Origin of the sequence: Bacillus sp. NEB1478 (genome assembly GCF_031582965.1) — a bacterium.
Taxonomy (GTDB): domain Bacteria; phylum Bacillota; class Bacilli; order Bacillales; family Fictibacillaceae; genus Fictibacillus.
The window spans coordinates 63,615-75,783 of record NZ_CP134049.1 but is presented as its reverse complement, the minus strand read 5'-3'; the positions used below and the strand labels follow the sequence as shown (position 1 = coordinate 75,783).

11 protein-coding genes are annotated in these 12,169 nt (G+C 38.9%); 6 read left to right on the top strand and 5 right to left on the bottom strand.

What is annotated here, in order from left to right; all coding sequences use genetic code 11:
- Positions 1–53 precede the first annotated feature (53 nt).
- Entirely contained in the window at positions 54–1,547 is a 1,494-nt protein-coding gene (locus RGB74_RS00360; protein ID WP_310761011.1) for a peptide MFS transporter, read from the top strand.
- A gap of 718 nt (positions 1,548–2,265) precedes the next feature.
- Positions 2,266–2,763 carry a GNAT family N-acetyltransferase gene (locus tag RGB74_RS00355; protein ID WP_310761010.1) on the top strand — a complete coding sequence of 166 codons (498 nt, stop codon included), beginning with the start codon at positions 2,266–2,268 and terminating at the stop codon, positions 2,761–2,763.
- A gap of 98 nt (positions 2,764–2,861) precedes the next feature.
- Here RGB74_RS00355 and RGB74_RS00350 read toward each other — a convergent pair whose 3' ends face one another.
- Together RGB74_RS00350 and RGB74_RS00345 are read right to left on the bottom strand one after the other, a co-directional pair.
- Positions 2,862–3,041, bottom strand: coding sequence for a hypothetical protein (locus RGB74_RS00350; protein WP_310761009.1), 180 nt, complete (start codon positions 3,039–3,041; stop codon positions 2,862–2,864).
- A 308-nt stretch (positions 3,042–3,349) separates the two neighbouring features.
- The gene (locus tag RGB74_RS00345) at positions 3,350–4,594 is read right to left on the bottom strand and encodes an MFS transporter (RefSeq protein ID WP_310761008.1); all 1,245 of its coding nucleotides are present in this window, start codon (positions 4,592–4,594) and stop codon (positions 3,350–3,352) included.
- A gap of 203 nt (positions 4,595–4,797) precedes the next feature.
- Between RGB74_RS00345 and RGB74_RS00340 the strand changes: the two genes are divergently transcribed.
- Both RGB74_RS00340 and RGB74_RS00335 read left to right on the top strand, forming a co-directional pair.
- Complete coding sequence (locus RGB74_RS00340) at positions 4,798–5,217, top strand: MarR family winged helix-turn-helix transcriptional regulator (RefSeq protein WP_310761007.1); 420 nt, start codon at positions 4,798–4,800, stop codon at positions 5,215–5,217.
- 25 nt (positions 5,218–5,242) lie between these two features.
- Positions 5,243–6,046, top strand: coding sequence for a DUF817 domain-containing protein (locus RGB74_RS00335; RefSeq protein WP_310761006.1), 804 nt, complete (start codon positions 5,243–5,245; stop codon positions 6,044–6,046).
- A 377-nt stretch (positions 6,047–6,423) separates the two neighbouring features.
- Here the strand turns inward: RGB74_RS00335 and RGB74_RS00330 are convergent, their stop codons facing one another.
- The 3 genes from RGB74_RS00330 to RGB74_RS00320 form a co-directional block, all read right to left on the bottom strand.
- Positions 6,424–8,340, bottom strand: coding sequence for a fructose-specific PTS transporter subunit EIIC (locus RGB74_RS00330; RefSeq protein ID WP_310761005.1), 1,917 nt, complete (start codon positions 8,338–8,340; stop codon positions 6,424–6,426).
- A gap of 139 nt (positions 8,341–8,479) precedes the next feature.
- Entirely contained in the window at positions 8,480–9,256 is a 777-nt protein-coding gene (locus RGB74_RS00325) for a 3-hydroxybutyrate dehydrogenase (protein WP_310761004.1), read from the bottom strand.
- A gap of 22 nt (positions 9,257–9,278) precedes the next feature.
- On the bottom strand, positions 9,279–10,565 hold the full coding sequence (locus RGB74_RS00320) for a GntP family permease (protein WP_310761003.1): 1,287 nt from the start codon (positions 10,563–10,565) through the stop codon (positions 9,279–9,281).
- A gap of 195 nt (positions 10,566–10,760) precedes the next feature.
- Here RGB74_RS00320 and RGB74_RS00315 point away from each other — a divergent pair, with 195 nt between their 5' ends.
- Entirely contained in the window at positions 10,761–11,642 is an 882-nt protein-coding gene (locus RGB74_RS00315; protein ID WP_310761001.1) for a LysR family transcriptional regulator, read from the top strand.
- Positions 11,643–11,754: 112 nt separating this feature from the next.
- Positions 11,755–12,168: a carboxymuconolactone decarboxylase family protein gene (locus tag RGB74_RS00310; RefSeq protein WP_310761000.1), complete on the top strand. Its 414-nt coding sequence runs from the start codon at positions 11,755–11,757 to the stop codon at positions 12,166–12,168.
- Position 12,169: the final 1 nt, after the last annotated feature.

Here is a 12,169-nt window from a genome sequence, read left to right as displayed (position 1 = left end):
CAACGTTAAATATTTCAAAGTATTATGTTTAAAGAATGAAGGAGGTCGTTGGTATGTCAACGCAAAATAGACAGAAAATTGTGGATAGTGTACCTCAAAAAGGGTTCTTTGGTCACCCTAAAGGTTTGTTCACACTTTTCTTTACTGAGTTTTGGGAGCGCTTTTCTTACTATGGAATGAGAGCCATCCTTATTTACTACATGTACTACGAAGTTTCAAAAGGTGGTTTAGGTCTTGATGAACAAACCGCATTAGCTATCATGTCTATTTATGGTTCACTTGTATATATGTCTGGAGTTATTGGCGGCTGGTTAGCTGATAGAGTTTTTGGTACATCGAAATCCCTATTCTATGGCGGAATTTTGATAATGTTTGGTCATATTGTGCTTTCTTTCCCAGGAAGTATAACAATGCTATTTGTCTCTATGGTACTGATCGTTCTTGGTACTGGTATGTTAAAACCTAACGTTTCAAGCGTTGTAGGTGATATGTACAGCCCTGAAGATACTCGTCGTGATGCTGGTTTCAGTATTTTCTATATGGGTATCAACCTTGGTGCATTCCTTTCTCCACTAGTAGTTGGAACGGTTGGAATGAAATACAGCTTCCACTTAGGATTCGGTATTGCCGCATTAGGTATGTTACTTGGTCTTACAGTGTTCGTTTTAACGAAAAAGAAAAATCTTGGTTTAGCTGGTACTTATGTTCCAAATCCATTATCTCCAGCTGAAAAGAAAAAAGTTGGAACCATTGTTGGTATTGTTGTAGTAGTATTAGGTGCTATTTTAGCTTATACAATCCCAGCTGGTATTTTCACATTAGATGTGTTTGTTAATCTTGTAGGTATTTTTGGTATCTTGATTCCAACAATTTATTTCGTTGTAATGTACCGCAGTCCAAAAACAACTGCAACTGAACGCTCAAGAGTAATCGCTTATATCCCATTGTTTATTGCTGCTGTTATGTTCTGGGCGATTCAAGAACAAGGATCAACTATTCTTGCTTCTTATGCGGACAAGCGTACACAACTAGACTTTGCAGGGATTCATATTTCACCAGCTTGGTTCCAGTCATTGAACCCGCTATTTATTATTACATTAGCACCTGTATTCGCTTGGATGTGGGTGAAGCTTGGAAACCGTCAGCCGACGATTCCAAAGAAATTCGCTCTAAGCTTGCTGTTTGCAGGATTGTCATTCCTAGTTATTCTTCTACCAGCTTACTTTGGCGGAGACAACACACTAGTAAATCCTTTATGGCTTGTTCTTAGTTACTTCATCGTAGTTATCGGGGAGCTATTATTATCACCAGTTGGACTTTCTGCAACAACTAAGCTTGCTCCGGCAGCTTTCTCTGCACAAACAATGAGCTTATGGTTCTTAGCAAGTGCAGGAGCACAAGCACTTAATGCACAGCTTGTTAGATTCTACACACCTGCTAACGAAATGGCTTATTTCGGGTCAATTGGTGGAGCAGCAATCGTTCTAAGTTTAATCCTTTTCGTTCTTGCTCCAAAGATTCAGGGAGCTATGAAGGGCATTCGCTAATCTATTTAAAACCAAAACCATTGACATGTTTCATGTCAATGGTTTTTTTGTGTTCCTATTCGTTCAATCATGGCATGGCAGAGGTAGACTGGTCAGCTTATGCCGCGGCTCGTCGGTTGTTGATAAATTAATAAATGTGCTTCATTCTCTAAACGAAGACGTTTCACATATTGTGTAGGTGTTTCACCCACTATTCTTTAAACGTACGCTGAAAATGATAGGGAGAGTAAGTGGAGACTTTTGCTAAGTTCTCAAGCGTAAGTTATTCCTCTAAATGTTGTTCTATGTAATCGAGCACCTTAAAAATGTGTATGCGTCCATTTTTTAAAACAATTGTTTGTCCAAACATTTTAGACAAGCTTACGTAAGATATAGAAGAGAAGAGGATGTTTGATATATTCTCTTTTCTAGTTTCTCACAAAGGGGGGAACTATCTTGTTAACTGGAATGCACCATTGGTTATCTTCTAAGAAAAAGAAGAAAAAGAAGAAAAAGAAGAAAAAGAAAAAACATGATTCCTGATTCGAAACCTGTATAGTGTGAAAAACAAAAAAAACCGGGGCTTCCTCCGGTTTTTCCTTTACATAATTCAATGTCTTCAATGGAAAATTTTCCCCATCTGGATATCTATCCAAACAAATTCGGACAACCCTCATATATTATTAGAAAGGGGAATCAATCATTGTCTACCCTTTGTTAATGTTAAGGGGGAATATCATTGTATATTCGAAATAGGATTCCTGGCGAAGATGATCCTTATTTAATTGATATGGTTGTTGATAATTTCAAGGTGAAAAAAGAAACGATTCGGGCTATATTAAAACACGCAAATGAAGTTCTTATTGTTTGTGATGAAGACGATCAAATCGCAGGCTTTGTATCCTATCGCTTTAGATTAGGCGATATGGTGTATGTCGATTATGTTGTTCTCGATGACAAACATCAAGGAAAAGGAATAGCGAGCTCTTTTCTGCCGGTCTTTGAGAAGCATTTATTAAACCAAGGTATACGAAAAGTCTTCGGAACAGTAGATGAGGACAACCGGGAAGCACTACGACTCTTTTTACGTTGGGGATTTAATGTTATGGGACAATTAGGATCAAGTATTATCATAGAAAAACAGCTAACTTCACATTATGAAAAAAATGGACAACCTGTCGCTAAAGAAAATAATGTAAAAAGGCTCAATACGCCTCCAATACTTGGTGGTCGTTAAGAATTCTAATTAACTTTCATCTAAAAACACCTTATCCAGCTTACAGGATAAGGTGTTCTTTCATTCGTTTTATAATTTTTTTAATAAAGCTTGTCTTATCAATCTGCAGATTCAGATGAGTCCGTTCTTCTTCTTAGTTTCTTTGGTGGGCGGCAAATTTCACAATCACAATCGAAAAATGATTTATGCGGATTATTGATGCTGCATTCACGCGTATGATCCTGTTTTGGACAGCTGCAGTCACTGTGAGATAAACCACAAAGCGGGCAATCACTCAATTCATATCACCCCCTGTTTCTCCATCTTCTATTCTATGAAAGGAACCTTCATATGGATACTTAATTAAATAGATTCCTTATAAATTTGAGTAATAGAAAGGTCATAAATTTGTTGTTTTATAAACAATAAGGTCAATAAGCTCAAGAAAGTGAAAATTTGAGGAACGGACGCGTATTTACAAAATAAATGAGTACCGCAGAAGCAAAACCGACGATGAGATTCGGCGCTTATCAATAACAAAAAAGCTGACTCTAAGGCATTTTTTTTATTCCTTTGGCCAGCTTCTATAATTATTTCATATATTAAATCAATGTCCTGCTCCAATTTCATCCACATGCTTTACGTGCTTTTCATTCATCATTATAAAGACGACTGATAGTAAAACAAACCCTGCACCAACGAAGAATGGCACATGCGGATTGAAAATTTCCGAGAGTTTTCCTGCCATAAACGGTGCGACTGCTCCACCTAAGAAACGCAAGAAACTATAAGCTGCAGATGCAGTAGAACGTTCAACTGGTGCTGCATTCATTACGGCTGTTGTAATCAGTGTGTTGTTGTTGCCTAACATTGCCCCTGCCAAAATAACAGCTGCAATTACAACCCATTGTGTAGAAGTCCAGATTCCCATAACAGCTAAAAGCACAGCGAATAAAAAAAGCATGATACAAATAGATTTTATCGTTCCAAAACGAAGTTGAAGCATTGGTGCCATGAATACCGAAGTAACCGCTAGCAAGATTCCCCATCCTAAGAATACAAACCCTAAACCATGCTCATCTAAATTCATCACAAATGGAGAATAGGCTAACAATGTAAAGAAGCCAAAATTATAAAGAGCTGCTGTGATACCAAACACGAACAATGAACGGTGTTTCAGTGCACGAAACGGATCAAGCAATGACGATTTTGTTTTTGCTGTATTCGTTGGTTTCTGCGCTGGCATTAAAACAGAGAGTCCGATAAATGCAATGACCATAAGTGTCGCTACTCCCAAAAATGGTCCTCTCCAAGTCATTGCACCTAACCATCCTCCTAAAAGCGGGCCCACAGAAATTCCGAGCCCGATCGCTGCTTCGTACAGGATGATGGCTCTTGCTGTTCCACTTTTAGACAGAGATACGATCGCCGCTAATGCTGTGGCAACAAACAATGCGTTTCCAAGGCCCCAGCCCCCTCTAAGTGATACAAGCGTCCATATATCGTTGGAAAGACCTCCAAGCGCTGAAAAAACAGCAATAATTAAGATACCAGAAAGCAGTGTCCATTTTATTCCGATTCTCCCTGAGATCCAGCCTGTAATAAGCATTGCTATTGCCATTACTGCGTTATAGCTCGTAAAAAGCAAGGTTACTTCACTGTGAGATGCGTCTAACTGTTCGGCTAGTGCCGGGAGGATTGGATCAACTAGACCGATTCCCATAAAAGCAATGATACAAGCAAAAAAGACAGCCCACACCGCTTTTGGCTGTTTAAGCAGACTTGCCTCGTCCTCTACAAGGGATGCAGGCTGTTCCTCTGCATGTGCTGCATTTTGAGATAAAGATGACATAATAAAATTACCCCTTTTCATATAAAGAATTTATTTATTTTATTCACTTTATTTATTATTGTATGATACAACTATAATATTGTATGATACAACTGCATGTTATGTCAACATTAAAAATTAAATAAAAAGACAGTGAATTGACAATTCTTTTCGATAAGCTATCATGCTATATAGAAAGTATTTTGTGAGGTGTATGTTTTACAATGAATGCAAAATCAATAGAAACGATACAATTTGAAATGGCTACCCTAGTTCGTTATATAACTTCTGTCTCATCCGATAAAAATGGAAAGCTTGACCGATCAGGATACCTTTTACTGCATCGTTTAGCCTCTCAAGGTCCCACTGGAGTCAAGACATTAGCGAACGAATTCCATCTGGACATTTCAACGGTAAGCAGACAAGCGTCCTCTCTTGAACAAAAGGGATATGCATCTCGAATTCCTGATCCAACTGACCGCAGAGCTTACTCTTACCAAATCACGGAAATCGGTATAAAAGAATTAGCTGCTTATAAAAAGGAACGAATAGCCAAAGTGGAGAATTTACTTAATGGATGGTCTGAAGAAGAATGTGAGATGTTTGGACAGCTGCTGAAAAAGTTTAACAGCTCTTTTAGCTAATATACGGAAAAGGTGATTTTCTTTCATGAAAGCCTTGTTTCAATTCGCTTATTTACAGGCATTATCGTGCATTTTCCCTGTTATCATCTTTTTAACATTAGCCGTATCGAAGTTTTATCCCGTCCCATTTCTGCCCCGGTATGACTTCATTCTTTTGATATGTCTCATTTCACAAGCTTTTATGTTATTGGCAAAACTAGAGACCGTTGATGAACTGAAAGTCATTTGCATGTTTCACGTAATTGGACTCGCATTAGAACTTTTTAAAGTACATATGGGTTCCTGGAACTATCCAGAAGAAGGATATAGCAAGTTTTATGGGGTTCCTCTCTACAGCGGTTTTATGTATGCAAGCGTGGCAAGTTATATCTGTCAGAGCTGGCGCCGGTTAAATCTGCAGATTAAAGGATGGCCGTTACCTGTATATGTCTACAGTATCTGTATTTTAATCTACCTTAATTTTTTTACACATCACTTTCTCTTTGATTCAAGATGGATCCTTATCTTTCTTCTTTTTCCTACTTTTTATAAAACAGTCGTTTATTACGAAATAAATAAAAAAGTCTATAAGATGCCGATCATACTTTCCTATCTGCTTATTGGATTCTTTATTTGGATTGCCGAAAATATCAGTACCTTTTTTGGAGCGTGGCAATATCCAAATCAAGAAAAAACATGGTCATTCGTTCATCTCGGGAAAATAAGCTCCTGGTTCCTGCTGGTGATCATCAGCATTATTATTGTGGCTCAGCTGAAAAGAATTAAAGAAAATCAAACCGACGATTACCCATTGCCTTTCGATCATAAGAGCGAACTGACTCAAAAGTGAAAATAACCACTTTTGAGTTTATTTTATGGCTATTTTCGAAATCATTGTTGCTCTTAGAAGTGGTTGATTTCCGTTCCAGGTTCTCACTTTCCGTGAGGGATAAGGTGAGCTTGCTAATTGCACCTACTGTGTCTAATCTGACCCGCTGGTCCTAGCCTGAGTCTCAAATCTTGCACTGCAATCAACTTGTCAATGAAGGCTCTTTAAAAAACAGACTAAAAGTAACACTCTTTTAGGAAAGAGAATTGGTGCAGGAAAACCTGCATGCCAGCCCTGAGCTCATGAACGCTTTACGAAAAGAAAAATGGCCCGTTGTAAAATATGATTGAGTAAAGCTAAAAGAAGGATACCGATCATTTTCGGTATCCACTCATTTTTTACTCTATTTCTTTTAAAAGCTCATAAGCTTCTTGTTTCGTATTCACTTTTAACAATTTTTCTCTAAAACTTTCATCCATAAGTTTTCGTGACAGCATCTGCAGGATTTTTAAATGCTCATTTCCTTCACTCTTTTTAGGAACCGCAATCATAAATATCAATTTTGCTTCTGTTCCGTCTAAGCTGTTCCAGTCCACTCCATCCCGCTTTATACCGAACACAACAGCCGGTTTTTTAACAGCATTTGTTTTACCATGCGGTATTGCTATATTCATTCCGATTCCTGTAGTGCTCTCATTTTCTCGGTCCAGAATAGCTTGTTTAAATGCTTCCTTGGAATTTAATAAACGAGCAGCATCTATTTTTCCAATCATTTCATCCACTACTTGGTCACGTGTTTCTCCCGATAGATCAATATCAATCAGGTCAAGGGAAGTGATGTCAGTAAGCTTCTGAATCTCTTGTTCCTTTTTGAATGTTTCATGTGGAACATTTTGCTTTTTCTCTTCATTTACAGGCTCGTCTTCAGTCTCAACGTCCTTTTTAAGTACATGAATCATAGCTGCTGTCACAAGGACTCCTGCAATTACTGCAATAAAGAACATCAGCACATGATCTACAGCACCTAATACAGCAACAATTGGTCCGCCGTGAGCTACTCTGTCCCCTACATTTCCCAGCATGGCTATGACTGATCCCGTCATGGAACCGACCATAATACTCGGTATAACACGCAATGGATCTTGTGCTGCAAACGGAATAGCACCTTCTGTAATTCCAAATAACCCCATTGTGAAAGCTGCTTTTCCAGCTTCCCGTTCAGTCTGCCGGAATTTTCTTTTACTCAAGAAAGTAGCTGCACCCATTCCGATAGGAGGGATGCAAATCGCGGCTGCAATAGGACCCATGATTTCGTAGTTTCCTTCTCCAATCATGGCAGACCCAAACAGAAAGGCTACTTTATTCACAGGCCCCCCCATATCAAAGGAAATCATTGCGCCTAAAATCAGGGCTAATAACAAAGAACTGCTGCCCTGCATGCCAGCTAACCATGTTGTCAGCACCTCAAACACTTTAGCTACAGGTGCACCAATAACAAAGATAAATGCTAATCCAACAATAAGTGATGACAATACCGGAATGATAATAATCGGCATAATCGGCTGAACAGCACTTGGTACTTTTAACTTCTTTATCGCTAATGCAACATAACCGGCAAGGAAACCGGCGATAATTCCTCCCAGAAAACCAGCTCCCGCTTCACTTCCATAAAAGCTTCCGGTCGCTGCAATATACCCGCCGATGATTCCCGGAGCCAGTCCTGGACGATCAGCGATACTATAAGAAATGAACCCTGCTAAAATCGGAATCATGAACGTAAAGGACGCGCCTCCGATCATCTCAATCTTTTTCCAGAACGAGTCATCTGGTATGACGATGCCACCTGGCGTTTTGTCTCCGCCCAGCGTAAGTGCGATCGCGATTAAAAGTCCGCCAACAACAATAAAAGGAATCATATACGAGACGCCATTCATGAGATGCCGGTAGATCGGATTTTCCTTTTTATCTTTTTTATTATCATAAGAAGCCCCTGAGTTCGATTGATAAACAGGAACATCACCATCCATTATTTGCTGAATAAGATGTTCAGGTTTTCTAATTCCCTCTTGAACACCCGTCACCAGCAGTTTTTTTCCATTGAATCGATCTTTATTTACTGTTTTATCAGCAGCAATGATGATACCGTCCGCTTCTTGAATGTCCTTTTCCGAAAACTCATTCTCTACCCCTATAGAACCTTGAGTTTCAATCTTCATCTGAACGCCTAAACGGTCCGCTGCTTTTTGAATATTTTCTGCCGCCATGTAAGTATGGGCAATTCCATTTGGACAAGATGTTATCGCTAAAATTTTCATAAAATCCTCCTTGAACTCGGATAGTGGAAGCGTTTAAAAATCTCCTTTCCATAAGCATTCGTATTTTAATAAAGATTTCTGAAAACAAAAAGAGTACAGGTTTATTTAACCTATACTCTCTTTGCCAGTCCTATTAATATTATTGAGCTGTATAACCGCCATCGATGACGATGGCTTGTCCTGTTACACTTTTCGCTTTATCGCTTGATAAGAACATTGCATAATCCGCGATCTCACTTACGTCCAATAAACGTTTTTGTGGAACTAATGGATAAATAACCTCTTCAAGTACTTTTTCTAAAGAAACGTTTCTTGTTTTCGCTAGATCTTCCATCTGACCGCGTACTAACGGTGTGTCTACATATCCAGGGCAAAGAGCGTTAACTGTAACGCCATGTGCAGCTGATTCTAATGCCGCCACCTTCGTAAGACCGATAACACCGTGTTTTGCACTGTTGTACGCCGCTTTACCAGCAAAACCAATTAATCCGTTGATGGAAGAAACATTGATGATACGTCCGAAAGATTGCTTCTTCATGATTGGAAGTACATGCTTTGTCGCGATGAATGGAGCAGTAAGCATGATTTTGATCATCAATTCAAATTTCGCTGTAGGAAATTCTTCGATTGGAGATACATGCTGAAGACCAGCATTGTTGATCAAAACGTCGATTCGGCCATATTTTTCATGTGCTGTCTCAATCATATTTTTGATATCTTCTTCACTTGTTACATCTGCTTTAAGACCCATTGCTTCAAAGCCAAGTGTTCTAAGGCCTTCAGCAGCTTTTTCGACACCTTCAGCATTTAAATCAGTAAGAACAACTTTGCTTCCGTTTTCAGCAAACATTTTTCCGATTTCAAAACCAATACCACTAGCAGAACCTGTAATCACTACTACTTTATTTTCAACCATTTCGAAACACTCCTTCTGTTTTTTAGATAATCCCTATACTAGCCATAATAATTCCAACAATTACTGCAATTGTTGGAATAACAAGACCAACCATAAATACATCCTTGTAACAGTCCTTGTGAGTGACTTTCGTTACTGCAAGGAGAGTCAACAATGCCCCATTGTGCGGAAGTATAGACGCACCTGAAGCGACAGAAGCCATTCGGTGGAAGGCTTCTGGACTAATACCAGTTGATTGTGCTAAATCATAATACGTGCCGCCCAAAGCTTGTAATGCTATACCCATTCCGCCTGAAGCAGATCCGGTAATCATTGCCAAAATCTGAATAACCAAAGACTCTGAAACAAGAGGATTGCTCGAAATACCTAACAGCATTTTTGTGATATGGGCAAACTCGGGAACACTTGTTACTACTGCACCAAACCCAACGGCAGCACTTGTGTTCATTATAGCCATTACCGAACCTTTTCCGCCTTCGTTAATGGATCCAATGAACTTTTTGTATTGCTTCACATTTATTAAAAGGATGGCCGCGATCCCTGCTAATAAAGACGGAATCGGCTCTAATTTAAATAAGTTCAGCAAAATAACTACAATCGCTAGTGGTGCAAGAGAAAGAATCCAGTTTGGTAATTTCTCATTCTCAGTACTTTCTTTTTCTTCTCCTGTATCCGCTTCTTTAAAATGAATACCCGCAGCCGTCATCTTCTTCTCTCTAAACGTGAGCCAGAAATAACCGCCCACCGCCATAATTAAAGTAGCTGCGATTCCAATAAAAGAACCTGCCATCGGTGTGGTTTTAAACGAATTCATAGGAATCAAGTTCTGAATCTGCGGTGTCCCAGGAACTGCCGTCATCGTGAAGGTGAATGCCCCTAAAACGATTGTCGGAGCAATCAGCGTTCTGGAAATATTCGCTTTCTTAAATAACGCTACTGCGATCGGATAAATGGCAAACACAACGACGAACAGGCTGACACCGCCATATGTTAGAACAGCTGATGCAACCAATACGCCTAATATTGCACGCTTTTCTCCGATAAACTTAGTAATTTGAAAAGCAACCGATTTAGCAGCACCCGTATCCTCCATGAGCTTTCCAAAGACCGCTCCAAGCAAGAAAATTGGGAACCATTGTTTTGCAAAGTTCACAAAACCGGTCATATACGTATTTGTATATGCATCCATGAGATCAAGGCCGCTCAACATCGCAACTATCCCAGCTACGATTGGTGCCACCCAAATGATAGACCATCCCAAGTAAGCAAAGAACATAAGAAGTGCTAGACCTATCAAGATACTAACCAATGATGTATCCTCCTTTTAAAACGAAGAGTCCGCTTACAACTTTTCGCGTTTCACAATTTCGAAATAAATAACGAATAAAAAATAGTTTCTTTTTACGAAAAGAAATTTTACTCTTATGTTTTAAATAAGTAAAATGAATTAAAACTATAAGTAGTATGCAATAAAGTTATAGGAAGAGATGGGAGCTTTTTTACAATGGATATACGTCAATTAACTTATTTTAACGAGGTAGCAAAATACAAAAGTTTTACTAAGGCATCTAATGTTCTTCATTTATCCCAGCCGACACTGAGCAAAATGGTAAGGAGCTTAGAAGGTGAATTGGATATTGAGCTCATCGACCGATCTGCAAGGCAAATCGAATTGACTGAAGCTGGTGAGATTGTTTATGAGCAAGGAAAAATGATTTTAGAGTCATTGGATAACTTGTCTGCCAATCTATATGATCTTATGAATCTAAAGAAAGGGAAGATTAAGATCGGGATACCTCCGTTGATCGGTTTTTTATTTTTTCCCCGGATTATTAAAGAATTCAAAAAGCAGTACCCGAATATTCAATTACATCTTATTGAGCACGGAGCAAACAAGGTTGAGCAAGAAGTCAGTGATGGTTTACTGGACCTTGGAGTGGTTGTTCTGCCGATGGACGAAGGAGAATTTGATATCGTTTCTTTTATTTCAGAGCAGCTCATGCTCTTTGTTCATGTTTCTCATCCTTTATCAGAAAAGGAAAACGTGGAAATGAAGGATCTACAAAAAGAGTCCTTTATCCTTTTTAGTGAGGGGTACGCACTGCATGACCGGATCATCCAGGAATGTTCCAATGCCGGATTCATCCCGCAGATTGCTTATGAAAGCTCTCAATGGGATTTTATTAGTGAAATGATTGCAGAAAACCTAGGTGTTTCTATTTTCCCTGAATCGATTGAAAAAAGAGTAGATAAAACCATCATCAAAGCTATACCGATAGTAAACCCAATCCTTCCTTATAAACTCGGAGTCATCAAAAAGAAAGGAAAGTACGTGTCATACGCAACACGTGAATTTATAAGGATGCTTCCACAGTTTCCAAAATAATTAATTATAACTAAATTGCATAGTTTGAATAAGTTATATGTATTTTACGCATGATAAAACCTGGGTTATAGTGGTTCCTAAGACGAAATAAATTTATTAGGAGGCGCTATTAATGGAGAATAACCGATATAAAAACGGCCTGGATAAATTAATGGAATACACTTTAACAGATAACAACGACATCTCTACACACTTGAAAATATCAGAGGATCTGGAAGATATAGCACCAGATGTAGCCAAGTACATTATTGAGTTTGCATACGGCGAGATCTACTCGCGCGCGGGATTAACAAATAAACAGCGTGCACTGGTTACAATCTCTTCCCTTGTCACACAAGGAACTGAGCCGCAGCTCGAACTTCATATTAATACAGGTTTGACAGCAGGCTTAACAAAAGAGGAAATCGTTGAAAGCATTACTCACTTAATTCCATACACAGGGTTTCCGAGAGTATTGAATGCCTTAACTGTTGCGAAGAAAGTTTTTACGATGAGAAAAGAAGGAGATGTTCCTAAAGCTCACTAAT